This is a genomic window from Proteus sp. G2675, from assembly GCF_963886535.1.
In the GTDB taxonomy this organism is placed as follows: Bacteria; Pseudomonadota; Gammaproteobacteria; order Enterobacterales; family Enterobacteriaceae; genus Proteus; species Proteus mirabilis.
Genome location: NZ_CAWPCB010000036.1, coordinates 69,793 through 96,248 on the forward strand (window position 1 = coordinate 69,793; position 26,456 = coordinate 96,248).

General features: G+C 40.4%; 19 protein-coding genes, 1 tRNA gene and 1 pseudogene. 6 read left to right on the top strand and 15 right to left on the bottom strand.

Annotation, left to right across the window (positions count from 1 at the left end):
* Positions 1-13: 13 nt before the first annotated feature.
* Together AACQ49_RS11345 and dnaQ are read right to left on the bottom strand one after the other, a co-directional pair.
* A tRNA-Asp gene (locus AACQ49_RS11345) sits at positions 14-90 on the bottom strand.
* A gap of 122 nt (positions 91-212) precedes the next feature.
* Positions 213-971, bottom strand: a complete 759-nt coding sequence (gene dnaQ / locus AACQ49_RS11350; protein ID WP_004247299.1) for a DNA polymerase III subunit epsilon — start codon at positions 969-971, stop codon at positions 213-215.
* 65 nt (positions 972-1,036) lie between these two features.
* Between dnaQ and rnhA the strand changes: the two genes are divergently transcribed.
* Positions 1,037-1,516, top strand: coding sequence for a ribonuclease HI (gene rnhA, locus AACQ49_RS11355; RefSeq protein WP_004244975.1), 480 nt, complete (start codon positions 1,037-1,039; stop codon positions 1,514-1,516).
* A gap of 24 nt (positions 1,517-1,540) precedes the next feature.
* Here rnhA and AACQ49_RS11360 read toward each other — a convergent pair whose 3' ends face one another.
* Positions 1,541-2,254: a class I SAM-dependent methyltransferase gene (locus AACQ49_RS11360; RefSeq protein ID WP_004244976.1), complete on the bottom strand. Its 714-nt coding sequence runs from the start codon at positions 2,252-2,254 to the stop codon at positions 1,541-1,543.
* A gap of 37 nt (positions 2,255-2,291) precedes the next feature.
* Between AACQ49_RS11360 and gloB the strand changes: the two genes are divergently transcribed.
* Both gloB and mltD read left to right on the top strand, forming a co-directional pair.
* Positions 2,292-3,047 carry a hydroxyacylglutathione hydrolase gene (gene gloB / locus AACQ49_RS11365; RefSeq protein WP_004252479.1) on the top strand — a complete coding sequence of 252 codons (756 nt, stop codon included), beginning with the start codon at positions 2,292-2,294 and terminating at the stop codon, positions 3,045-3,047.
* Between the two features lie 73 nt (positions 3,048-3,120).
* Positions 3,121-4,455: a murein transglycosylase D gene (gene mltD, locus AACQ49_RS11370; protein ID WP_108717101.1), complete on the top strand. Its 1,335-nt coding sequence runs from the start codon at positions 3,121-3,123 to the stop codon at positions 4,453-4,455.
* Positions 4,456-4,633: 178 nt separating this feature from the next.
* Here mltD and AACQ49_RS11375 read toward each other — a convergent pair whose 3' ends face one another.
* The 9 genes from AACQ49_RS11375 to dgt all read right to left on the bottom strand — a co-directional run bounded on the left by AACQ49_RS11375 (position 4,634) and on the right by dgt (position 17,580).
* Positions 4,634-5,140, bottom strand: a complete 507-nt coding sequence (locus tag AACQ49_RS11375; RefSeq protein WP_376788001.1) for a GNAT family N-acetyltransferase — start codon at positions 5,138-5,140, stop codon at positions 4,634-4,636.
* Between the two features lie 2 nt (positions 5,141-5,142).
* Positions 5,143-5,430, bottom strand: a complete 288-nt coding sequence (locus AACQ49_RS11380) for a type II toxin-antitoxin system TacA family antitoxin (RefSeq protein ID WP_036894282.1) — start codon at positions 5,428-5,430, stop codon at positions 5,143-5,145.
* A gap of 499 nt (positions 5,431-5,929) precedes the next feature.
* Complete coding sequence (locus tag AACQ49_RS11385; RefSeq protein ID WP_100159323.1) at positions 5,930-7,312, bottom strand: SLC13 family permease; 1,383 nt, start codon at positions 7,310-7,312, stop codon at positions 5,930-5,932.
* 320 nt (positions 7,313-7,632) lie between these two features.
* A complete protein-coding gene (eno, locus tag AACQ49_RS11390) occupies positions 7,633-8,934 on the bottom strand; it encodes a phosphopyruvate hydratase (protein WP_004244982.1) in 1,302 nt (433 codons plus the stop codon).
* 64 nt (positions 8,935-8,998) lie between these two features.
* Positions 8,999-10,636: a glutamine hydrolyzing CTP synthase gene (pyrG, locus tag AACQ49_RS11395; RefSeq protein WP_004244983.1), complete on the bottom strand. Its 1,638-nt coding sequence runs from the start codon at positions 10,634-10,636 to the stop codon at positions 8,999-9,001.
* A gap of 510 nt (positions 10,637-11,146) precedes the next feature.
* Positions 11,147-11,944, bottom strand: coding sequence for a nucleoside triphosphate pyrophosphohydrolase (mazG, locus tag AACQ49_RS11400; RefSeq protein WP_074561603.1), 798 nt, complete (start codon positions 11,942-11,944; stop codon positions 11,147-11,149).
* 118 nt (positions 11,945-12,062) lie between these two features.
* Positions 12,063-14,303 carry a GTP diphosphokinase gene (relA, locus tag AACQ49_RS11405; protein WP_004244986.1) on the bottom strand — a complete coding sequence of 747 codons (2,241 nt, stop codon included), beginning with the start codon at positions 14,301-14,303 and terminating at the stop codon, positions 12,063-12,065.
* A gap of 55 nt (positions 14,304-14,358) precedes the next feature.
* Positions 14,359-15,684, bottom strand: coding sequence for a 23S rRNA (uracil(1939)-C(5))-methyltransferase RlmD (gene rlmD, locus AACQ49_RS11410; RefSeq protein ID WP_004244987.1), 1,326 nt, complete (start codon positions 15,682-15,684; stop codon positions 14,359-14,361).
* 387 nt (positions 15,685-16,071) lie between these two features.
* Positions 16,072-17,580: a dGTPase gene (gene dgt, locus AACQ49_RS11415; protein ID WP_004244988.1), complete on the bottom strand. Its 1,509-nt coding sequence runs from the start codon at positions 17,578-17,580 to the stop codon at positions 16,072-16,074.
* A 119-nt stretch (positions 17,581-17,699) separates the two neighbouring features.
* Between dgt and mtnN the strand changes: the two genes are divergently transcribed.
* Together mtnN and btuF are read left to right on the top strand one after the other, a co-directional pair.
* Positions 17,700-18,407: a 5'-methylthioadenosine/S-adenosylhomocysteine nucleosidase gene (gene mtnN, locus AACQ49_RS11420; protein ID WP_004244989.1), complete on the top strand. Its 708-nt coding sequence runs from the start codon at positions 17,700-17,702 to the stop codon at positions 18,405-18,407.
* Positions 18,408-18,506: 99 nt separating this feature from the next.
* Positions 18,507-19,337, top strand: coding sequence for a vitamin B12 ABC transporter substrate-binding protein BtuF (gene btuF, locus AACQ49_RS11425; protein WP_049218629.1), 831 nt, complete (start codon positions 18,507-18,509; stop codon positions 19,335-19,337).
* A 165-nt stretch (positions 19,338-19,502) separates the two neighbouring features.
* Here the strand turns inward: btuF and erpA are convergent, their stop codons facing one another.
* Complete coding sequence (gene erpA, locus AACQ49_RS11430) at positions 19,503-19,847, bottom strand: iron-sulfur cluster insertion protein ErpA (RefSeq protein WP_004244992.1); 345 nt, start codon at positions 19,845-19,847, stop codon at positions 19,503-19,505.
* 277 nt (positions 19,848-20,124) lie between these two features.
* Here erpA and hemL point away from each other — a divergent pair, with 277 nt between their 5' ends.
* Positions 20,125-21,411, top strand: coding sequence for a glutamate-1-semialdehyde 2,1-aminomutase (hemL, locus tag AACQ49_RS11435; protein ID WP_012367503.1), 1,287 nt, complete (start codon positions 20,125-20,127; stop codon positions 21,409-21,411).
* Positions 21,412-21,513: 102 nt separating this feature from the next.
* Here hemL and mrcB read toward each other — a convergent pair.
* Together mrcB and hrpB are read right to left on the bottom strand one after the other, a co-directional pair.
* Positions 21,514-23,814, bottom strand: a pseudogene (mrcB, locus tag AACQ49_RS11440) (bifunctional glycosyl transferase/transpeptidase); the annotation flags it as partial.
* A 140-nt stretch (positions 23,815-23,954) separates the two neighbouring features.
* Positions 23,955-26,384 carry an ATP-dependent helicase HrpB gene (gene hrpB, locus AACQ49_RS11445; RefSeq protein WP_161779050.1) on the bottom strand — a complete coding sequence of 810 codons (2,430 nt, stop codon included), beginning with the start codon at positions 26,382-26,384 and terminating at the stop codon, positions 23,955-23,957.
* Between the last annotated feature and the right edge of the window lie 72 nt (positions 26,385-26,456).

The following is a 26,456-nucleotide window of genomic DNA, read 5'->3' on the forward strand; positions in this document are numbered from 1 at the left end:
TGGCGTCATATTCTGGCGGAACGGACGGGACTCGAACCCGCGACCCCCTGCGTGACAGGCAGGTATTCTAACCAACTGAACTACCGCTCCACGTATCCTTTCGGACGAGATGAATATTACGAATCTCTTACCTTGTCGTCAACTATTTTTCTAACAAAAAGATGCGTTTGGATAGTTTTTAATCTCAACACTCTATTTATATCACTTTACCTTTATGCAGTTTCATCATTCGAAGCAGGAGCTGGACGCCATAAACAGTGGCCTCCTTTTTTCACCACTAAATCTAACCGAGCTTCGTGCGCAACTAACTCTTCTGCAGAGGCTTTTATTACTCTTAATCCACGCACTGGTCGTACAATACGTTGTATATCATCCCCTTTTTGCTCTTCGCTCGGTTCACCTTCCATTGAAAAAGCTAATGCGGTTTGCCCACCGGTCATAGCTAAGTAAACATCAGCGAGGATCTCGGCATCTAATAATGCGCCGTGCAGTGTTCGTTTGGAGTTATCAATTAAATATCTGTCACATAACGCATCTAGATTATTGCGTTTGCCAGGAAATAACTCCCTTGCCATAGCAAGGCTATCGGTTATTTGGCAAAAAGTTTCTGTGAGAGGAATATCACGGTTAAGCTTCTGAAACTCATAATCCATAAAGCCGATATCAAACGAGGCGTTATGGATAATTAATTCTGCACCACGAATATACGCTAAAAACTCATCTGCTATTTCTGCAAATGAAGGACAATCCTCTAAAAATTCGTCACTGATCCCGTGAACTTCAAAAGCTTCAGGATCAACCAATCTTTCTGGTTTTATATAAACATGGAAATTTCGCCCAGTTAAGCGACGATTGATAACCTCAACGGCACCAATTTCAATGATATTATGGCCTTCATAGTGAACGCCCAGTTTGTTCATACCGGTTGTTTCGGTATCTAGTACAATTTGTCGTGTGATTGGAGTGCTCATAATCCGTTTTTATGTCAGACTTAGGGTTAATTTTTCGTATTACTTAAAAAGGATAAGTCGCCTTTATGCACAAGCAGGTAGAAATATTCACCGATGGTTCATGTTTAGGCAACCCAGGTCCTGGTGGTTATGGTGCAATTTTACGCTACCAACAGCATGAAAAAACCCTTAGTGAAGGTTTTTTTATGACCACCAATAACCGCATGGAACTCCTTGCTGCTATCGTAGCATTAGAAGCGTTAAAATTCCCTTGTAAAATTACACTGACTACGGATAGCCAGTATGTCAGACAGGGAATTACCAAGTGGATACATAGTTGGAAAAAACGCCAATGGCGTAAAGCAGATAAAAGCCCTGTGCTGAATGTTGATTTATGGAAGCGTCTTGATAAAGCCATTGAGCGTCATGAAATTGAATGGCATTGGGTTAAAGGTCATGCAGGCCATGACGAAAATGAACGTTGTGATGAACTGGCCAAAGCGGCCGCGCAATCTCCCACAAAAGAAGATACTGGCTATCTAGAAAGTCAACAAGATAAAACCTGAGAGTAATAACGGCAGATAGTGATATTAATCAGGTCGATTACGTGTAGCGCCTAAAACTCTGCCTTTTACACTCATACGCGGTAATGCAAACTTCATCGCGGTGGGTGTTAAAGGAAGCGTTCTTTTACGTGCTAATATTAAATTTAAACATCCCCCGACATGATAGCGCTTACCATCACGTTTTACGGGACGGGAAAATGGCATAATCTGGAAGTTCTGTTGTGTTATCACTTCATAATTAAGCACACTTAGCCAATCAACTTGGCGACGAAGTGAAAACATCCGACAATAATAGGGCTGTTTATGCCGTAAAATAGGCGTACATTTTCCTATACCTAATAGGCTGATAGGATTAAAACTTGATAGGATGATCCAACCGTCATCCACTAATACACGATCGGCTTCTCTTAATAACCAATGAGGATCTGCACTGTAATCTAAAACATGAGCCATAAGACAGACATCAACCGATTTATTTTCAAATGGCAGATAATTGAGAGACGCCATAACATCTGTGTTTGTCGTCGTTGTAGTCACGTTAACTTGATGTGAGACCATACTGGATTTAGTATCGAGTTCAGCACTAAGTTGACCTAATTTAAGCATATGAAAACCGTATATTTTCGGCCACCAATTTTGTAATCGCAATTCAATTGCCATACGGTAATATTCTCCCCAAGGAATATTACGCCAAGAGCTTGGCATACAAATTGGTTTTCCCGAACGCGCTGCTTTCATCGTTTAACCCTTTTATATTTATAAGTAAGGTAACTTTATGGAGCTTATCAGAATTCCCGCTTTATCCGATAACTACATTTGGCTATTAAGTAATGAAAATAGTGAATGTGTGATTGTCGATCCTTCCCAAGCCAAACCGGTTATAGACATCATCTCACAACGTTCATTAACACCTGTCGCTATTTTGTTAACTCATCACCACGAAGATCATGTCGGTGGTGTTGCTGGGTTGGTTAGTAAATATCCTAACATTGAGGTTTTTGGTCCACAAGAAACACAAACTAAAGGCGCTAATAAAATTATTCATGATCAAGAACACATTATTGTTGATTCTTTTTCTTTTTTAGTCATCGGAACACCAGGCCATACATTAGGTCATGTCGCCTACTATAGCGAACCTTATTTATTTTGCGGTGACACGCTATTTTCCGGCGGTTGCGGACGTTTATTTGAAGGTAGTGCACAACAAATGTTTAGCTCATTACAAAAGTTAATGGCATTACCTGATAACACCTTAATTTGTTGTGCCCATGAGTATACATTAGCTAACTTGACCTTTGCGCACCATATTATGCCAAAAAATCCTGATATTACCGATTATTTAAACAAAGTTACTGAAATGCGCCATCATTTGCAACCAACAGTGCCGATAACACTGAAAAATGAAAAGAATATTAATCTTTTTCTAAAATCTGACGATATTGATTTACAAAGAATTTTAGGTATAACTTCTAATACTTATGCTCCAATAAAGACATTTACAAAATTAAGAGAATTAAAAGACAACTTTTAGTTCCTATCGGTTGTTTTATTTGGGAACACTAGTATTATTTAGGGCAAAAAACACACAGGACTAATTTTCGAACATGAAGACAAAAGTGATTTTGTTCTCTATATTGCTATTGGCGGGTTGCCAGCAATCTAAGAGCATAAAACCCGATTTGTCTGCGATAACACCCACATCTTTAGGGACTTCAACTTCTTACCAACCACAATATGATATAAAAACCAATTTGTGGGGTTATGTAGTAAGTGAATTAAAAATGGATATCCCTGACAATGAAAGGATTTCGCAGCAAGAAACTTATTTTTTAAATAATCCAAAACATATACAAACCGTTGCATTACGTGCAGAGCCTTATATGTATTGGATTATTGAGGAAATAGAAAAACGTAATCTACCGATGGAGCTTGCACTGGTTCCGGTGGTGGAAAGTGCGTTTAATCCTCATGTCACCTCTTCAGCTAAAGCGGCGGGCTTATGGCAATTTGTCCCTGTCACAGCTAATTATTATGGTCTAGCACAAAATCAATGGTATGACGGTCGCCGTGATGTTGTCGCTTCTACTAATGCAGCCTTAGATTTGCTTGAGCGCCTTTACATTATGTTTGATAGCAACTGGCCTTTAGCATTAGCCGCTTACAATGCGGGCGAAGGTCGTGTTATGCAAGCGATAAAAGCTAATGAGAGCAAAAACCTACCTACCGATTACTGGTCACTTTCATTACCCAAAGAGACCATGAATTATGTGCCTAAAATTCTCGCCTTAAGTAAAGTTATCCGTGACAATGAAGCCGATATCACCTTCCCGAAAAGTAACTATCGCGATAAATCATTAGCCGCAATTGATATTGGCGAACAGATAACATTAAGCAAAGTCGCTGAACTTAGCCAATTACCTATTACAACCGTAAAAGACTATAACCCTGGCTATAAGCGCGGGATCACCGCACCAAATGGCCCTCATGTTATTTTACTTCCTCGTAATAAACTTGCGCAGTTCCAAAATGCGTTTGCTGACGAAGCGATTTTAAAGACCATCCGTTTAGCGGTCGCTAAAGCCAATCAGTCGATTAAACAAGAAGGCATTTATAAAGTCCGCTCCGGTGATTCTTTTTATGCCATTGCTCGACGTTATAATATGAGTGTAAAAGAGCTACAACGACTCAATGGATTAAGTGCAAAGAGTACCTTATTAGTTGGGCAAACATTAAAAATTCATAATGCAGGTAGTGTGAACAATCGTCCAACAAGCAAACCAACCGGCGCTTCACCAAGTTACTATAAAGTTCGTCAAGGTGACTCTTATTACAGTATTGCTCGTCGTCACAATATTAATCTTAAGCAATTAATGAGCTGGAATGCTGATATCAAGATGTTAAAACCGGGAACGCAATTAACGCTTTACTTAAAAAAATAGTTTTTAGCGCCTTGATAAACAGTTAACGATCATTTTTTCAGTATATCCAGATCCTCAGTGGTTAATGTCTTTGGATAAGGTGTTACTTAGGACTGTGGTGTCTCGGTTGTGAAAAGATGCTTTCATTATCCGAGTGGTTAGGCGGGTGACGAAATAAAGCCCGAAATTTCGGGCTTGGTCAGTTCGGGGAAATGCCCATAGCGAGTTGCAGATCGCTAAGCGTTATCATCAGCATCATCGGGTCGAGCGGCGAAGGCAAGAAGCCAATATGCTCATAGAACCGTTTTGCATCGTCAGTAAGGGCGTGAACCACCACCCCTCTAATGCCCACCAGCCCTGATGCCTGAATAACGCGATGACAGGCATCCTTAACAAGTCCTCTTCCGATCCCAAGACCTTTAGCCCTTGTATCAACCGCCAGCCTGCCAAGTAGAATGACGGGTATGTCGGTGGGCATATTACGGCGGAATCGACCAACGGCTTGATTGGTGCTTATGACCCCTGTGGACAAGGCATAATACCCCATTACCTGGTTATCCGAAGTGGTCACAAAAGTGCGCGACGCACCAGAGTTTTGATTACTCATTGCCCGGTTTTTTAGCCAGAGATCTAAAGCCTCTTCTCCGGAGGAAAAACCCTCCAGCAGATGGACTGATTTGAGTGGTTCAGGTGCTGTTAGCTTCAATGTCATTTCTCCCAAGGGGATTTAGACATCATTGTTTTTCGTAGTGCCTCATTGCTCTCAGGCGCTGAATCAAGCTGGCTAATAAATTCCTGGTAAACTTCGGGACTGACGTTAATGACTCGCAGATCTGCCAGCGTTTCTTCAGCTGCACGTCGAGCAGCTTCCAGAACAAACTCGGTACGGTTTTTCCCCACTGCATTAGCGGCACGGTCGATCAGAATTTTATCTTCCGGCTTTATTCTCAGGTTCAGTGATGAACGTGTTACGCTCACATCATTTTGAGTTGGCATATTAACCTCCCAATTGATTACTTTTATTGCTAAGCATACAGGAGTGTAATGTCATTGTCATTACAATTGGAGTAGGCACTTTTGCTGGTTTACAAAAGCCCCCTGTTACGGTTTTTTTGTGTAGCTGACCCGTCCTAAATTAAGGTGGGCACTTTTTCATGATCTGCTTTAATCAAACAGGACACCTTAATATGGAATATAATCTAATATACTGCCAACGGTGATCTACCGCCCATTGAGTATGAACAAAATTCCTTAAAAAAAGTATCCTGATCTTGTTGCGCAGAACAGTCCATAATGGCATCAACTTTACGAACAAAGTGGTCTTCAGGCACCAATTCATCAAGTGTGACAATTTCGAACTGATATTGTTGGGAGAAGGTTCTTTTAACATATCGGTTAGCTCATTATTTGTACTAACCTTAGTAGTTCAAAGTCCTAACTAAAAAGCTAGGACTTTGTCGGCAATCTGCTTTTATTTATTAATTAGTAATTGTAACTATAACCAGAAGAACCAAGCAAAGAGAGAGATAACTAAGATACACACAAGGTTAAGTACCCCACCTACACGTACCATCTCTGTCTGTTTAATATATCCGGAGCCAAATACAATAGCATTGGGTGGCGTTGCCACTGGTAACATAAAGGCACATGATGCACCGATACCAATAATCATCGTTAACGCCATAACAGGCATACCTAAAGCTTGTGCCACCGTTGCAAAGATAGGAACAAGTAACGCAGCGCTGGCGGTATTACTGGTGAATTCAGTTAAAACAATAATAAAGGTTGTTACAGCAAGAATAATGACAAACCAATGGCTGTTACCAAAAGTATCTTTCATAAAATCAGCCATAACCAAACTTGCACCAGAAGATTGTAAAATTGCGCTCAGTGTTAAACCGCCACCAAACAGCATTAATACGCCCCACTCTGTATTTTCCTGAATTTGGCTCCAACTTGCTACACCCGTCACCCCGATAACAATAGCGGCACTGACTGCAATGACGGTATCTAAATCTTTCACACCACCGAAAGCACTACTGATAAAGGAGCTAAAGATCCAGCAAAATACCGTTACTAAGAAGATAATCATGGTAATAACACGTTTGTTATTCCACTCTAACACTTCTAATTTCAGATCAAACTTATGTTTTAGGTTAGGACGTAGCATCAAATACATCACAATAAACATGATAGGCAATAGCACTAACATGATTGGAATACCGTACTTCATCCAAGTAATAAAATCTAAATTTAGTTGAGCTGCAGCAATTGCATTTGGCGGGCTACCCACCAACGTACCTAAACCACCGATACTGGCACTATAAGCAACACCTAATAGTACGAAGACGAAAGTATTACGTTCTGAACGAATATCTAAGTTAGATAAAATCCCTAACACTAACGGTAACATCATTGCCGCAGTTGCCGTGTTACTGATCCACATTGAGAGTAATGCCGTTACCCCAAAAAGTAACAAGACAGCAATAGAGAGCTTACCCTTAGCAATCATTAGCAAGCGGTTAGCGATTAAGCGATCTAATCCTTGAATATGAAGCGCTGTTGCTAATGCAAATCCTCCGAAGAATAAGAAAATAATCGGATTAGCAAAAGATTTTAGCGATTCATTGGTGTTCATTAACCCGAGCACTACCGCAAGGATTGGAATAAACAACGCTGTAATAGTTACGTGAATAGCTTCTGTCAGCCATAACACACCCACAAACACCATTAACGCTAAACCTGCATTAGCTTTTGGATCGTAGGGTAAAAATTCTAGCAATAACAGCAGTAGTACAACGTCGATTGCTAAAATAATTAACCCTCGTTTGTTTATCGGGCTTGATTTCGCCGATGGGGCTAAATTGGACGCATCCATGATAATACTCCACATTAGCTGACGTGAACATTAAGTTCACTAAGCCATAATTGTTAACGAAATAGGTTATATGTGAAATATAAAAACATTTCACTCCATTGAAAATGTGCAAAAGTTATAATTGGGATCTGATCCACGAGAATTAACCGATTTATTAATAAAAGAGTAAAAATTGAACACTATTTTCTCTTACGCATCACACTTTTTATTCCATTGTTCTAGTGTAAATATCCTACTTTCCCTATCTAGCGCCAAAAAAAATGGGTGAACAACACATTCACCCATTTAAAATTAATAAATCTTTCTAATCGAAATTATGATTATGCTTGGCCTTTAACTTCTTTCAGACCATTGAAAGGTGCTTTGCTACCTAATGCTTCTTCGATACGGATCAGCTGGTTATATTTAGCAACACGGTCAGAACGGCTCATAGAACCTGTTTTGATTTGACCTGCTGCAGTACCTACTGCTAAATCAGCGATAGTTGCATCTTCTGTTTCACCTGAGCGGTGAGAGATGATAGCTGTATAACCTGCATCTTTCGCCATTTTGATAGCAGCTAACGTTTCTGTCAGTGAACCGATTTGGTTGAATTTGATCAGGATAGAGTTAGCAATACCTTTATCGATACCTTCTTTTAGGATCTTAGTATTAGTTACAAACAGGTCGTCACCAACCAGTTGGATTTTGTCACCAAGTACTTTAGTTTGGTATGCGAAACCATCCCAGTCAGATTCGTTTAAGCCATCTTCGATAGAAACGATTGGATACTGTTTAGTCAGCTCTTCTAAGTAATGAGTGAATTCTTGTGAAGTGAAAGTTTTACCTTCGCCTTTCAGTTCGTAGTTACCAGTCTCATTGTTATAGAATTCAGATGCAGCACAGTCCATAGCCAGAGTAACATCTTTACCTAAAACGTAACCCGCAGCTTCTACTGCTTCTTTGATAGCCGCTAATGCAGCCGCATTGGATTCTAAGTTTGGCGCATAACCACCTTCATCACCTACCGCGGTGTTCATGCCTTTTGCTTTCAGCACTTTTGCTAAGTGATGGAAGATTTCAGAACCCATACGAACCGCTTCTTTCAGAGTAGGAGCGCCAACAGGTTGGATCATAAACTCTTGGATATCAACGTTGTTATCAGCATGCTCACCACCATTGATGATATTCATCATTGGTAAAGGCATTGAGTATTGACCGTGAGTACCGTTCAGATCAGAAATATGCTCATACAAAGGCATACCTTTCGCTGCAGCAGCTGCTTTTGCGTTTGCTAAAGAAACAGCTAGGATTGCGTTTGCACCAAAGTTTGATTTGTTTTCAGTACCATCTAAATCGATCATGATTTTATCGATATTAGCTTGGTCTTTAGCATCTTGACCCAAAAGAGCTTTAGCGATTGGTCCATTAACAGCTTCAACCGCTTTCAGAACACCTTTACCTAAGAAACGTGACTTATCGCCATCACGTAATTCTAAAGCTTCACGAGAACCTGTTGATGCGCCTGATGGAGCCGCCGCCATACCAACAAAACCACCTTCTAAGTGAACTTCAGCTTCAACTGTTGGGTTGCCACGAGAATCGATAATTTCACGACCAAGTACTTTAACGATTTTGGACATACGGTTTTCCTCTGTACAAGTTAAATTTCCGAGAAGAGAGATACGCGCTCTCTTCTCACATATCCTATTTTAGCAAGCCTTTTTGGTAGTCAAAGGCTGCTTTCACAAAGCCAGCAAATAACGGATGGCCGTCACGTGGCGTTGAGGTAAACTCAGGGTGGAATTGACAAGCAACAAACCAAGGATGATTTGGATTTTCAATAATTTCCACCAGCTTGTTATCAACTGAACGACCTGCAATACGTAAACCCGCATCTTCGATACGTTTTAACAGTAGATTATTCACTTCATAACGATGACGATGACGCTCTGTAATGGTATTTTTACCATACAGAGTACGCACTAAACTATCGCCACTTAAATGACAAGGTTGTGCACCAAGGCGCATTGTTCCACCTAAGTCACTATTTTCTGTACGCACTTCAAGATTGCCATTCTCATCACGCCATTCAGTAATAAGCGCAATAACTGGGTATTTACAATCAGGTGCAAACTCTGTGGAGTTAGCATCTTCCATATTGGCAACATTGCGTGCAAATTCAATCATAGCCACCTGCATACCTAAACAGATGCCTAAATAAGGGATTTTATTTTCACGTGCATATCGAGCAGCCATAATTTTGCCCTCAACACCACGTTCACCAAAACCACCTGGAACTAAGATTGCGTCTAACCCTTTTAGGATTTCTACACCACGAGTTTCCACATCTTGAGAATCAATTAATTTGATATTTACCGCAACACGGCTTTTGAAACCACCATGTTTTAATGCTTCAATCACTGATTTATAGGCATCTGGTAATTCAACATATTTACCAACCATACCAATGGTAACTTCGCCTTCAGGGTTGGCTTCTTCGTAGATAACCTGTTCCCATTCAGACAGATTTGCCACTGGGCAATCTAAGCTGAATCGTTTACAGATATAATCATCTAATCCTTGCGATTTCAAGAGTGCAGGGATTTTATAAATGGAATCGACATCTTTTAATGAGATAACCGCTTTCTCGGGAACATTACAAAACAGTGCAATTTTGGCGCGTTCATTAGCTGGAATAACGCGATCTGAGCGACAAATTAATGCATCTGGTTGAATACCAATCGAGAGTAACTCTTTTACAGAGTGTTGCGTTGGTTTGGTTTTTACTTCACCCGAAGCCGCTAAATAAGGCACTAATGTTAAGTGCAGATAGAAAGTATGCTCACGCCCTACTTCTGCCGCCATTTGACGGATAGCTTCTAAGAAAGGAAGTGATTCGATATCACCGACAGTACCACCAACTTCAACTAACACGACATCATGACCTTCACCGCCACGGATGATGCGTTCTTTGATTTCATTAGTGATATGAGGAATAACTTGGATAGTAGCACCAAGATAGTCACCACGACGCTCTTTGCGTAGCACTTCTGAGTATACACGGCCGGTCGTAAAGTTATTACGACGCGTCATTTTCGTGCGAATAAAGCGCTCGTAATGGCCTAAGTCAAGATCAGTTTCAGCTCCATCGTCAGTGACGAAGACTTCTCCGTGTTGAATTGGGCTCATCGTACCTGGATCGACGTTAATATACGGATCTAACTTCATCATGGTGACATTGAGTCCACGGGCTTCTAGTATAGCCGCTAAAGAGGCTGCGGCAATGCCTTTACCCAGAGAGGATACGACCCCGCCGGTCACAAAAATATAATTCGTTTTCATGCTGAACCTGAAAGTTTAGGTGTATTTGGATGATGGATATAACTGGACGGGAACACAGTATACCCGAACCTTATTTTCGCTACAAACATTCTTAGTTGTATAAAGTTCTTTTTCATCACATTACTTATCCGTTTAAACACGAAAAAACAGTAAAAATTCAATCAACTAAACCCGTGAAAATATTTCTCAAGCATTTTAGCTTAATCCTTTCAGCTAAGATATCACTTTTAGAGAATAGATGCTTTATTTTTTTCACGATATAAAGTGTAGCAGGTTTCGTGACATATCTTTTGCTTATGATCATGCTTTTAATTTTTTGAGGTTAATCACACTTTTTAGCAAATCAAATGCAACAACGATATTTAAAGCCACCTAAAATAAAAAAAGCGAAATTACCTTTTATAATTTCGCCTTTTATAATTTTTTATAAAAAGTGAGCAAAAACAATGAGATTTCATCTATTATTTTTCGCACTTAATGTCACAAAAACAAATAATGATGAGTCATTCTTCACTCAATTTCTTTTTCCTTCGCTTTTTGCCAACCGATCTCCATCTCTTCTAATGAAGCATTTTCTATGTTTATACCCTGCTCTGTGAGCATTTTTTCAACAAACCTAAACCGTTGCTCAAATTTACGACAAGCTCGATTAAGTGCCTGCTCTGGCTTCTGTTTTAAATGGCGCGATAAATTAACCACAGAAAAAAGCAAATCCCCCAACTCATCCTCAATACGTTGATCATCTCTAGGGGCTTTTTTCACTTCTGCCATCACTTCATCTATTTCTTCATACACTTTATCTAATACAGGAGAAAGCTCGTGCCAATCAAAGCCAACGGAGGCACAGCGCTTTTGCATTTTCTCTGCTTTCATCAGTGCCGGTAAAGTAGCAGGAATATCATCAAGTAATGAATATTGTGCTTTCGCTTCACGCTCTTGAGCCTTGATTTTTTCCCAACGATGTTTTTCAGTCGCTAAATTATTTTCATTTTCTGTAGCAAAAATATGTGGATGACGACGTTCTAATTTATTTCTGATAGCTTCACAGACATCATTAAAATCAAATAATTGCTGCTCTTGCGCCATTCTGGCATAAAAAACGACTTGATAGAGTAAGTCCCCTAACTCCTCTTTAAGTGCGGTAAAATCTTTACGAGCAATGGCATCCAGTACTTCATAGGTTTCTTCTAATGTATAGGGGGCGATGGTGTCAAAGGTTTGTACCCTATCCCACTCACAGCCTGTTTGAGGATCACGTAATTGCGCCATAATGGCTAATAAACGTAAAATTTCACGGTTTTCTGACATTATCTGGCCTTGTATCCTTGTATATAGAAGTGATCGTTATGTCGAGTTAACAAAATTTCGTAAAAAAATGCCAAGACACATTGTGCTTGGCATTTTATCCGTTAAGGCGACCAATGTCTTAATGAGAAAAGCGTTTGGCTTCTATGACATCAGGTAATTGATTGAGTTTCGCTAAAATACGCCCTAATACTTGAAGATTATAAATCTCAATATTCATATCGATGGTCGCTATTTGTTGCTTCACATCACTGCGGCTACTAACTCCCAGCACATTCACTTTTTCATTAGCTAAAATAGTGGTGATATCGCGTAATAAACCACTACGATCATTAGCCACAACCCGCACCACTAATGAATAACCACTTGAGTAATTCTCACCCCACACCGCATCGACAATACGCTCTGGTGCGTGAGAAAGTAACTCAGCTAATTGATCACAATCTGCACGGTGAATTGAAATACCACGTCCTTTGGTAATAAATCCAACGATATTATCGCCTGGAATAGGTTGGCAACAACGTGCGATATGATGCATTAAGTTCCCGACACCCTCGACCACAATACTGCCACCACCTGACGTGGTTGTTTTTGGTGTAGCCGTTTTATTTTCTAATGAGCGTAACGCCTCTTTGTCTTCATCTTCCGCTGTGGCTTTATTCAGCTTACTTTGTAAGAAATTGACTAATTGATTGATACGGATATCACCAACGCCTATGCCTGCCAGCACTTCATCAAGACTATGGACGTTATAACGAGCAATCAGCAGTTTTTCTGCTTCTTTCATATTAATATCAAGCGGCGCTAATTCATTATCTAAGATTTGGCGGCCTGCAATAATATTTTTATCGCGATCTTGTTTACGGAACCAATTGTGGATCTTCGCTCTTCCACGACTGGTTGTCACATAACCAAGATTAGGGTTTAGCCAGTCTCGGCTTGGATTAGGGTGTTTTTGAGTAATAATTTCAATTTGATCGCCCATTTGTAGCTGATAGCTAAATGGAACGATGCGCCCGCCGATTTTAGCACCAATACAGCGATGACCAACATCACTATGAATATGATAAGCAAAATCTAATGGTGTCGAGCCTGCAGGTAAATCAATCACATCCCCTTTTGGCGTAAAGACATAGACGCGATCATCAAATACTTGACTACGTACTTCATCTAGCATTTCACCAGAATCAGCCATCTCTTCTTGCCATGCAATTAATTTACGTAACCACGCAATACGATTTTCATAACTTCCCGTCCCGCCTTTGGTTGTTGCACCAGTAGCACCTTCTTTATATTTCCAATGCGCTGCAACACCTAATTCAGCATCTTCATGCATCTGACGAGTACGTATTTGGATCTCAACGGTTTTACCTTCAGGGCCAAGTACTACCGTATGAATAGATTGGTAACCATTTGGTTTTGGATTGGCAACATAATCATCAAATTCATCGGGTAAATGACGAAAATGAGTATGTACAATACCTAAAGCGGCATAACAATCTTGTAGGCGTTCGACAACAATACGTACCGCACGAACATCAAATAGCTCATCAAAGGCGAGATTTTTTTTCTTCATTTTTCGCCAAATACTATAGATGTGCTTGGGACGTCCGTAGATATCGACTTCAATATTCTCTTGCTGCATATAACCACGCACCGTACTGACGAAATTATCAATATACTGTTCGCGATCAATACGGCGTTCATGCAGTAAATTTGCAATTTGCTTATATTCATCAGGATGAAGATAACGGAAACAGAAATCTTCAAGCTCCCATTTTAATTGTCCAATCCCCAATCGATTGGCTAATGGTGCATAGATATTAAAACACTCTTTTGCCGCTAAGACCCGTTCATCCTCAGTGGCATCTTTCACTTCACGTAAATGGGCAATCCGCTCTGCGAGTTTGATAACTACACAACGAAAATCTTCCACCATAGACAATAACATGCGGCGTACATTATCGACTTGTACTGAGCTAGTTTCGTTGGTATGTGTCGCTTTAAGCTGGCGAATAGCATCCATCTCCATTACGCCACGCACTAAATTCCATATCGCCTCACCAAAATGTTCAGTGATAACTTCCTGGTTAATAAGATCTTCTTCAGCAAGTGGGAAGAGAAGTGCTGCCCTCATGCTATCTTTATCCATACTGAGTGTCGAAAGAAGTTCAACCATCTCAACACCGCGCCATAGCAACAGTTGCGCATCTTCACGGCCCAGAACAGTACGATGACAGTATTCCCAGGTTTGCATGATTTCACTCCCCGCATTCGCATGAGTTAAATTCAAGCTATTAACCCATTTATCAACGGCAAACTCCCCTGCAGGTGTTAAGTGAGCACTTCTAACTGCAACCATATTCTCTCCCTACTCGATATAAATCTTATCTGCGACTTATTGAGTGGCTATCTGTTTATTTGCGAATAAACAATGCCATTGATTCCAGATGCCCTGTTTGTGGAAACATATCCAACATTCTTAACTGGGTTAGCTGATATCCGGAATCTAATAATATCTTACTATCTCTGGCTAACGTGGTCGGATTACAGGAAACATACACAATTTTTTCTGCGGATAACGTCACAATATGTGACATCACTTGTGCAGCTCCCGCTCTTGCGGGATCTAGCAGAACTTTATTAAATCCTTCCTGTGCCCAAGGCATAGCAGAAAAATCGGCGGATAAATCAGCATGCCAAAACTGAACATTATCTAATTGATTAAGTTCAGCATTTTTTTTCGCCATCGCCACCAGTGCAGGAACACCTTCGACCCCAACGACTTTATCAACACGCTTTGCCATAGGTAATGTGAAGTTACCCATGCCACAAAACAAGTCTAGTACGCGATCGTTTGGCGATAAATCGAGCCATGCTATCGCTTGAGCAACCATCTTATGATTTATTTCATCATTAACTTGAATAAAATCCGTTGGTGCAAAGTGTAATTTTAGACCCTCTATCTGATAGAAGGGTTCCTTCTCAATCGTTGTTAATTGTGCGATCTCACCATTATCACCCGCCAGATATATCATCACTTGAGCGTGATGAGAAAAATCATCTAACAATTGCTTATCACCCTCAGATAGCGGTGATAAATGACGCAAAATCACTAATGGCCCATTATCTGCTAACACTAATTCCACATGACCTAAATCACGCACGACAGAGAGTTGCTTTAAACACTGCCACAGTGGCAATAACAGTACATTAAGTTGTGGTTTTAATACTGGGCATTGGGTGACCATCACTAAGTCATTAGAGAGTGCTTGGCGAAATCCCATTACCAAACCCTTTTTAGGGTGATAACGTAACCCTAATCTTGCTCGGCGCCGATAGCCATACTCCGCACCGGCAATAACAGGCTGTGCTGAAATGACCACATTAGTTTCACGTTTAATAAGATGTGATAAAACCTCAGCTTTAGTGGTGCGTTGCCAATCAATAGGCACATGTTGTTGCTGGCACCCACCACAATGTTGATAGTACTGACAGGGTGGTGTCACTCTTTCTGGGTTTGTGGTTAATCGTGTAATCACTTCTCCCTTGGCAAACTGGCGTTTTTCTTCGGTCAAACGAATGCGTGCAGTTTCTTGTGGAAGTAATCCTTTAACAAAAATGGTTTTGCCCTCAGCATGAGCAATACCTTGACCGTTAGCATCCAATGCATTAGCGGTTACCGCCAAGTTTTTTACCTGTTTTTTAGCAGGACGTTTTTTAGGGGAATAAAACTGCACCATAGTATTAAATTTTATAAATCTATTGCGGATTAACTCTAAAACAGCCTAGTTTGACATTTTCACTCCGCAAACAGAATTAAGTGTTTACTAGACCATTTAGAATAAGATATGAGGAGAGTATACCATCGAACAAGTTATTTACTTAACTGATATAAGCAATATTTTTATGAAATCGAAAAATATTTTTATGCTAACAAGTAGAAGTACTCTTTTATATAGATTTAATATTATTCTATAACTAAAAACTATTATATATAACGTTTACATTGAATATATTTACAATTAATAACAAATATTTTCTGTTATTTTAATAACGCGTAACTATCTCTAAGAAAAATCTAAAAATTATCATTAATCAATATGATAGATATTTCAATCGATTACACATTAATCACATACCATTAATTTTCTATATTCTTCATATGCATAATGGTCGGTCATACCACTGATATAATCTTGTATCAATCTTGTACGATAATAAAACTCTAAGGTTTTTCCCTCTTCACTATTAATATCGTAAATTTTTTCTAATGCTTCATTATAAGCAAGCTTATGTTTAATCGAAAGCTTATGATATAAACGCGTCTCAATAACATAATGAGGATGTTCATTATATTTATGTAGTCTTAGAAAATCATCGGTCGATAATAAAAGCAATGGCTTATAAATATCCAATAACCCACTGATCACTCGATAGCCCTTCATTTCAAGCTCTTCAACTTCGGGGTGACTAAATACCCACTTTTGCGCCACTCGTTTTAACGTTGCCAATAAACGATGTTCAGCACTCTTTCCTTCAAGTAAAGCGTGGTTAAAGCTGCCCTCATAAACTTGAGGTAAGTTCTTGATAAAGCGATAGGCGGTGTAAGGCACTAGTTTTCCGGTAATATAGACGCGCAAATACATAAAAAATTGATCTTGCATGCTACGCTTAGCTTCATTTTGATCAACTTTCTTAAAAGCTCGATTAACAGTGATATCAAACAGATCACCTTCTGTTACCGCACCACTTTCACTCCATGCATTTTTTAATAACTGTACTAATCGATTGATATCAAAAATACCTTTTTCTACCGCATCATCTAAATCAGCAATACAATAAGAAATATCATCTGCCGCTTCCATAATATAAGTCAGTGGAAAACGACAAAAATCTTTCATTGCAAGTTTCTCTTGTACTTCCTTAACAAATTCAGCTTCAGACCAGTAATAACCTGGTTTTTTCATTAAATAGCTAAATTCTTTCGGCGTAGCACCTTGCCAATAAGCTGGGCGTGTATATTTTAAAACACAGCCAATTTGCGCATAGGTTAAATTGAGTTTTAACAAGTGATGCGCCATGCGAATTGCCTGAGCATTGCCTTCGAAATGGCATAAGTCTTGACGCAAAGTCTGTTTTAATTCATTTAAGTGTCGGTCTGCTGAATAGCGAATAGGTAAAAAAGGACAATTATCAAATTCTATGGAAGCATCAGGTGCTAACACCTTACGAAACCAATGTTTAATTGCAGCTTCACCAAAATGACCAAAAGGAGGATTGCCAATATCGTGCATTAAACACGCCATTTCAATTAAACTTTCAACGCTATCAATCCGTTCATTTAAGCCATATTCTTCTAATTTATTATGCTTTTTTAGTTCGCCGATTATTTGCTTAGCGATATAACGGCCTATTTGTTGTACTTCCAGCGAATGGGTTAATCGACTTCGTACCGCCGAATTTTGCTCTAATGGAAATACCTGTGTTTTTTGTTGTAACCGACGGATCGCCGCTGAATTAATAATACGCCCACGATCGCTTTCAAATTGGCGCGAGATCTGCATTTCATCATCAATATCGATATCACTGCTGTTATATTTGCGTTGATAATTTAACTTCAGTTTAAAATCGATCATTTCTATCCTCTTTCTGGTATCGATGAAACGAATTCGCTGCGTTATATCGTGTTTTTGCGATAAATGATAAACTCTTGGTTAACGCTATATATTATTAACCTACAAGGGAGTATGACACAATGAGAGTTGGCGTAATAGGTGCAATGGAACAAGAAGTCAAACTTCTGCGTGAACAAATTGAAAACTGCGAAATAGTCTCTCGTGGTGGTTGTGAAATTTATACTGGCAAAATCAATGGTGTAGATGTTGCATTACTAAAATCAGGTATTGGTAAAGTGGCTGCCGCCATCGGTACCACACTATTACTTGAACATTTTCGCCCTGATGTTGTGATCAACACCGGCTCTGCAGGTGGGTTAGATGCAAAATTAAATGTTGGCGATATTGTCGTATCAACAGAAGTACGTTATCACGATGCCGACGTTACTGCTTTCGGTTATGAACCAGGACAAATGGCACAATGCCCACCGGCATTTATTGCCGATCCCAAACTGGTCAATATTGCTCAAGAGTGTATTGGATCACTAAAATTAAATGCCGTGCGTGGATTAATCTGTAGTGGCGATGCTTTTATTAATGGTGCCGAGCCATTAGCACGTATTCGTCGTACTTTTCCAGAAGTCGTCGCTGTTGAGATGGAATCAACCGCTATTGGACATGTTTGCCATCAATTTGATACACCTTTTGTTGTTGTTCGTGCCATTTCAGATGTGGCAGATAAAGAATCGCATTTAAGTTTTGATGAGTTTTTATCTGTTGCCGCACAACAATCAAGCTTAATGGTCACTACTATGCTTGATAAATTAAAAACAGAGACTCAGTTTTAATTTATTTAATCGATAAGCCGCTTAACAAACCCGTCTCTCTTTTAGCTCAACAGGTAAGATAAAAATAGACGGGTATATTTGACTATAAAGACGAGAAAAATGCGTTTCTTAAACACTTTTGCACTGCTGCTAAGCCTGATATTGACACCTTGTTATGTTATCGCAGCCACTCCCGCACAACGTGTTATTACTTTATCCCCGTCTGCCACGGAAATGGCTTATGCCGCAGGTATGGGAGAGAATATGGTTGCGGCGAGCGCTTATTCTGATTATCCACAAGCAGCAAAAGATCTCGTACAAGTTGCCGACTGGCAAGGCATTAATGTAGAACGCATTTTGCTATTAAAACCTGATTTAATTATTGCATGGCCAAGCGGTAATCCTCAACGACCGCTCGATCAGTTAAAATCATTGGGTATCCCTATTATTTACTCTGATCCACACAGTATCGAAGAAATCATTGACGATCTTACCCGACTTTCTTCTTATAGCACTCATCCTGAAGTCGCTTTAGCAAGTGCACAAAAATTACGTCAGCAATATCAAGAATTACAGCAAAAGTACGCCTCAACGACGCCTCATCAAGCGAAGAAAAAAGTCTTTATTCAATTTGGTATGCAACCCCTATTTACGACATCAAAACATTCATTACAAAATGAGATTACCGAACTTTGTGGCGGAGAAAATATTTTTGCGAATAGTGCAGTTCCTTGGCCACAAGTCAGCCGCGAGCAAGTGATCAGTAAAAAACCTGATTTGATTTTATTTAGTGGTAAACCAAACCAAATTGCCGCAATACAACAATTTTGGCAACCTCAACTAGATATTCCTATTATCGCTATTGATGAAGATAGTTTTAGCAGACCAGCACCACGTATTATTTATGCGGCTCAACAGATTTGTGAGGCTATCGCAATCCCCTCATTTTAAAGTCAATTAACTATTTAAATGAAGATTGAAGAGGTTAACAGACAATAGTCGTAGGCAAGCTGCAACACAACCAATAACGTGCAGTGAGCGGAGCATATATAAAGATGTGGGGATTGCTAACGCCGTGGCACGGCAGCATTGCCACGACGTCAAATAATATAAAAATCAGATACTAAACGATGAACCACAACCACAAGTGCTTTTCGCATTAGGATTGGTGACGATAAAACGTGAGCCCTCAAGGCCTTCAGTATAATCAACACAGCCACCCACTAAATACTGCAAGCTCATTGGATCAATAACTAAGGCAACGCCTTGTTTTTCTATGGTCATATCACCTTCATTCATAGCATCATCAAAGGTAAAACCATACTGGAATCCGCTACAGCCACCACCGGTGATATAAACACGTAGACGCAGATTTGGGTTTTCTTCATCCGCAATTAGATCTTTTACTTTATTTGCAGCCGCATCTGTAAATTGTAACGGCAGAGCCATATCATCACTCATTGTTCACTCCAGACTGGATAATCCAGTAAAAAACAGCCAGCAAAAATTGATGCTTCTTGCTGATATAATGTGATGATTATCTAATACCTGCTCTTAACCTTCAAGTTTGTTGTGGACAAAATGCACTTTTTGATACACAACTTTTCTTTATTAATGAGTACCAACTCGAACAATAACAATGATAAATCAAAATGTTGTTGTCGTGTATTTGGCTTCATCTGCACTGTGCTTTAGAATAGGCGTTAATCTTACGCTCACCCATCATTAGGAGTCTGACATGAGCAAGTCTGAAACGCTTTATAATCTCGCACAACAAGTGATACCTGGTGGCGTCAATTCACCGGTTAGAGCATTTAACGGTGTTGGTGGCACACCGCTTTTTATTGAACGTGCTAATGGTGCGTATATTTATGATGCCGATGGACGTGCTTATCTTGACTATGTCGGTTCATGGGGACCGATGGTATTAGGCCACAATCACCCCGCTATTCGCCACGCTGTAACTGATGCGGTGCAAAAAGGCCTAAGCTTTGGTGCTCCTACGGCTGCTGAAGTGGAAATGGCAAATTTAGTCACTGAGTTAGTGCCTTCGATGGATATGGTTCGTATGGTGAACTCAGGTACAGAAGCCACCATGAGTGCCATTCGCCTTGCTCGTGGCTACACGGGTCGTGACAAAATCATTAAATTTGAAGGCTGTTACCATGGACATGCAGACTGCTTATTAGTCAAAGCAGGATCTGGTGCATTGACGATGGGACAACCAAACTCTCCTGGTGTTCCTGCTGATTTTGTTAAACACACTTTAACTTGTACTTACAACGATTTAAATTCAGTACGTCAAGCATTTGAAAATTACCCGGAAGAAATCGCCTGTATTATTGTTGAACCCGTTGCCGGTAATATGAACTGTGTTCCACCTAAAGCCGATTTTCTACCGGGATTACGTGCATTATGTGATGAATTTGGTGCATTACTGATTATTGATGAAGTAATGACAGGTTTTCGTGTCGCATTAGGCGGCGCACAAGCTTATTACGATGTTGATCCTGACTTGACCTGTTTAGGTAAAATTATAGGTGGTGGCATGCCTGTAGGCGCCTTCGGCGGACATAAAGAAGTGATGTCTCAATTAGCCCCTATCGGTCCTGTCTACCAAGCGGGAACATTATCGGGTAACCCCATTGCGATGGCAGCGGGTCTAGCTTGTTTGCAAGAAGTTTCACAACCGGGAGTTCACCAAACACTGGATGAACTTACTACTATGTTAGCGGATGGATTACTTGAGAAAGCACAACAAGCAGGTATTCCTATGGTTGTGAACCATGTAGGCGGTATGTTTGGTTTATTCTTTACCGATGCCAAAGAAGTGACTTGCTATCAAGACGTAATGAACTGCGATGTCGAACGCTTTAAACAGTTCTTCCACTTAATGTTAGAAAAACGTATTTACCTCGCTCCGTCGGCTTTTGAAGCAGGCTTTATGTCTATTGCTCATAGCAAAGAAGATATTCAACGTACTATCGATGCGGCTGAATACGCCTTTAGCAAAATGAAAGCGTAATCTTTCATTACTTAAATAGCATTTATTGCTGGTATTGCTGGCAAAAAAATATCCTCCGCAATTGCAGGAGGATATTTTTTATCTCAATAGTATTGCGAATAATTACTCAGAAAACAGATCGCGTAACCATTTAGGCGCCGCACTATCGTCGCCGTCGCTCTCTTGTGGTAACGGTGTACAGAGGCTATCAGGATCTGCTGTCCACACAGGTAATATACGCACGCCGCCACCATAACAAACAAAGTTACCTTCAGCATTAATCGACATCTGTGCTATATCTTCTGGTACAGGTGGATTTAATGTTAATGGTGTTTGATTTTCTAAATAATGACGATAAAGGATCAATGCCCCTGTCGATCCTGTTAAGTTAGTTGGGCCATTATTATCACGTCCCATCCATGCAATAGTGACTTCTTTACCATCAATACCCGCAAACCAGCTATCACGTAAGTCGTTGGTGGTTCCGGTTTTACCTGCAAGGTTATATTGACCAAATTTAGGTTTTAATGCTCGTGCTGCTGTACCTGAATTAACCACCTGTTGCATACCAAACAGTGTCATATATGCTGCTTGTGGAGAAACCGTTGTTTCTGCTTGCGGGTAACTTTGATAAAGCACCGTACCATCTTGGTTGATAACAGAGCGCAATGCCGATAATTTAGCGCGATTACCTAAACTTCCGATTGTTTGGAAAGTTTGCGCCACTTCCATTGGGGTTAAGTTTAGTGCGCCAAGTAACATCGCTGGTACTTTTTCTAAATTTTCTGCTGGGGCACCTAGTTTGATCCACGTTTTGATCACTTGGTCTAACCCGACTTCTAAACCAAGATTAACCGTTGGTACATTACGTGATGTAGCAAGAGCATCCACCAACATTAATCGCCCTTTATAACCACGATCGTAGTTACGTGGTTGCCATGGTTTTCCTCCCGGAATAGGCACTGAAATAGGTTCATCCGCCAACCAGGTATTTAAACGAAAACGCTCAGGCTCACTTAATGCGGTTAAATAAGTTGCCGGTTTTGCTAATGAGCCAATTGAACGACGAGCGGACATGGCACGATTAAAACCGGCATATTGTGGTTGTGAACCGCCCACTAACGCCCTAACCTCACCACTGAGGCGATCTACAACAACCATTGCGCCTTCGAGATCGTTGATTTTGCGTGTTTTACGTAAATCAGCAACTCCCGCTTCTACCGCTTTTTCCGCTGCATCTTGTGAAACAGGATCAAGCGTTGTAAAAATTTTAGTCCCCGATAAATCTTTAACCTGATCACCTAATTTAGTTTGTAGCTCTTGACGAACTAACTGCATAAATGCCGGTTGTGGCGTTAGCGCTTCGCTACGAGGTTTTACTCCTAAAGGACGTGCGCTTAATACATCATAAAGCTCTTGATCGATAATTTGTTGGGTCTGTAATAATTTTAGTACCACATTACGGCGCTCTAATGCAGCCTTAGGATTGCGCCATGGATTGTATGCAGAAGCCCCTTTCACCATTCCAACCAATAATGCTTGTTGATCAAGACTTAGTTCATCAACAGGTCGACCAAAATAGTAAAGGCTAGCCAATGGAAAACCACGAATTTGCTCATCACCACTTTGCCCTAAGAACACCTCATTAAGATACAGCTCTAAAATACGATCTTTGCTATAGCTCGCATCCATAATAATCGCCATATAGGCTTCATTAAGCTTTCTTTTTAGCGTTCTTTCATTGGTTAGGAATAAGTTCTTTACTAATTGCTGCGTTAAAGTACTTCCCCCTTGTACCGCTCTACCTGCGGTAAAGTTTGCTAACACCGCACGACCAATAGAATAAATACTGATGCCATCATGCTCATAAAAACGGCGATCTTCCGTAGCAATTAATGTATCGACTAATAGTTGAGGAAATTTATCTCTTGCTAAGAATAGACGCTGTTCACCATTAGCCGATTGCATCATAGTGATAAGCTTAGGATCGAGGCGGAAGAAACCAAATTGACGCTGATTATTCATATTGGTGATACTCACCAATGAGTTTTGTTCAAAGGTCAATTTCGCTAAAATTTGCTCTTCGCGACCATCTGGAAAATCAAACGGTCGACGTAACATCTCTATAGTGCCATTTTTAACGACAAATTCCCCAGGACGGGTGATTTTATTGACATGGCGATACTGCATACCTTCCAGTAAACTTACCATCTCTTTTTGGCTATAGTTCATGCCAGGTTCTAAATTGACAGTACGTCCATAAACGGCAGCAGGCAATTCCCATACATTACCGTCAAGGCGCTCTTTAATTTGGGAATATAAATAAACACCATAGATGCCGACTAAAACCGCAACCACAATGGCGATTTTAACAAATAACCAAAACCAAGAACGCCTTCTATTGGTTTTCTTTACTGGTTTTTTCTTTCTACTCATGAACAGTTTCTCTCATTAAAACCTCTTCACCACACCCTTAGGGTAAAGAAGCCTAACATTGTCGCTATTTTTCCAAGCTATCCCACAGGAAAGCTCTCAAATTGTTATTCAGCACGTATATATACGCGCTAACTCCATTTTTTTACACGTCGAGTGGGGGCCGTTGTTGCGGGTGAATCTGGCCACAAATGTTTGGGATATCGCCCCTTCATCTCTTTTTGTACTTGTGTATAGCTTCCGGCCCAAAAAGTAGCGAGATCTTGTGTTTTTTGGATAGGTCGCATAGCCGGAGAAAGTAACTCCATCACTACAGGTAATTGCCCTTTTGCCACAATAGGACTTTGTTTTTCACCATAAACCTCTTGGATCCTGATAGCAATAATCGGCGGATTATCTAAATCATATTTAATCATCACTTTAGTGCCCGTTGGAGCAATATAGTGTGTTGGGAACAGCTCTTGCAATAATTGTTGCTCATGCCAAGTTAACTGATTTTTAATTATCCCATTAATATCCATTTGTAGCAGTGCCTTAAGTGATTGGGTATCGCCTAATTCAGGTTGTAACCACAATTCTAATGAGTCTAATAAAACGGCTTCATTCAATACAGGTAAATTGGCCTCAGGGCACCACTTTTGCGCTAAAGCAAGGCGAATAAACAGTTGCTTGCTCTCTTCACTTAAGGGTAGAGCACTTAATCCTTGTTTACGTAACCAATTTAATAATGCCGTTTGCATTTGCGCTTTATTAGGTTTATCTAATGGCATTTGGCTAACGGTTAACTGACCTAATTGGCGCTGTTGCCACGCAAGAAGTGTACCGCGCTTTTCATCCCATTCAACGGTGGTATTATCTTGTATCAATTCCGGAAAGATAGAGGATACTTCATTAATATCAATAGGTAAGGCTAATAAAATTCGCACATCCGCATAATGTGCATTTTGCAACAACAATGGTGCTAAAATCCACGGCGATTGGCTCATTGGTTGAGTATTATCCATCATTGCGCCTTGTCCATTAGCGAGGCGAAATCGACCTTGATTATCACGGTTTTTGGCTATTCTATCTGCAAATCCGACACTCAATAGTGATGCTAATAATTCTGGGCGACATTGCCCTTTGCATTGCTGTAATAGCTGTTTTTCACGCTGTGACCATTGATGATTTTTCTGTTGGATCAGCCATTCAAGATTAATCTCTCTGTCTCTTGGTGGCTGTTCTAAAATGGCACACAACCTTGCTGCGGTAGCAAGATGATGCTCACTTTTTTCACTAGCATAATCTAATATTGCCGCCAATCGGGGATCGATGCCCCACTGTGCCATACGTACTCCCCGCGAGGTTAATCCCCCTTGATTATCAATGGCACCTAATCGTTGCAATAATGTTTTAGCTGCGTTTATTGCTGCTGGTGTAGGCGTATCTAACCAAGAGAGTTGGTTTATATCACGACATCCCCATTGCAATATTGAAAGCCATAACGAAGAGAGATCACTAGATAAAATTTCAGGTACTTGGTGAGTTGCCCCGCGCTCAGCTTGCTCCTGACTGATTAAGTGCCAACAAATTCCGGCTTCAAGACGTCCTGCCCGCCCCGCTCTTTGCGTTTGTGAAGCTTGACTTATTCGTTGGCGCAATAAGCTTGTTACACCACTTTTTAAGTCAAACTGGGCACGTTTTTCAATGGTACTGTCGAGCACCAAGCGAATACCTTCGATTGTTAAACTGGTTTCTGCAATATTTGTTGCTAATACAACTTTGCGATATCCCTTTTCTACAGGCTCTATGGCCTGTTGCTGTTGTGCTAATGAAAGTGCCCCATAAAGTGGAAAAATTAAGGTGTGTTTATCCACTTTGTCAGCTAATAATTGCGCGACTCTAATAATTTCTGCACTACCGGGCAAAAAAACAAGTAAAGAGCCCGTCTCTTGTGTAAGCAAACGTCGCGCCATCGTGGCAACTTCTTGTTCAAAAGGCAGGTGTGATTGAATAGGATAATAGTGCCGTGAAACAGGATAACTACGCCCTTCAGAGCTAATCATCGGCGCATCCGGCAATAGTGAAGTTAATTTTTGATTATCTAATGTTGCAGACATCACCAAAAGGCGTAAATCATCACGTAATCCTGATTGCACATCTAATAGCAGTGCTAATGCTAAATCTGCTTGCAAACTCCGCTCATGAAATTCATCAAGTATCACTAAACTTACACCTGTCAGTTCAGGATCTTGCTGTAACATACGTGTCAACACCCCTTCGGTGATCACTTCAAGGCGCGTCTGCTGACTCACTTTACTTTCAGCACGCATGCGATACCCCACCGTTTTACCCACCTCTTCATTGAGTTGACTTGCTAAACGATAAGCGATGCTTTTTGCCGCAATACGCCTTGGCTCTAATAAAATAATTTTGCCATCAAATATATTTTGTTGAAACAAATACAGTGGCAGTGCGGTTGATTTTCCCGCCCCTGTGGGGGCGTGAAGTAAGACTTGGGGACATTGTTTTAATGCAGTAACAACAGATCCTGCTACCTCAAAAATTGGCAATAGATGCACACAAGCTCCATAACTGATTAACTTTCTCTGTGGCTCATTGTAGCATTAGCCCTTTATTAAAGGACGTATTTT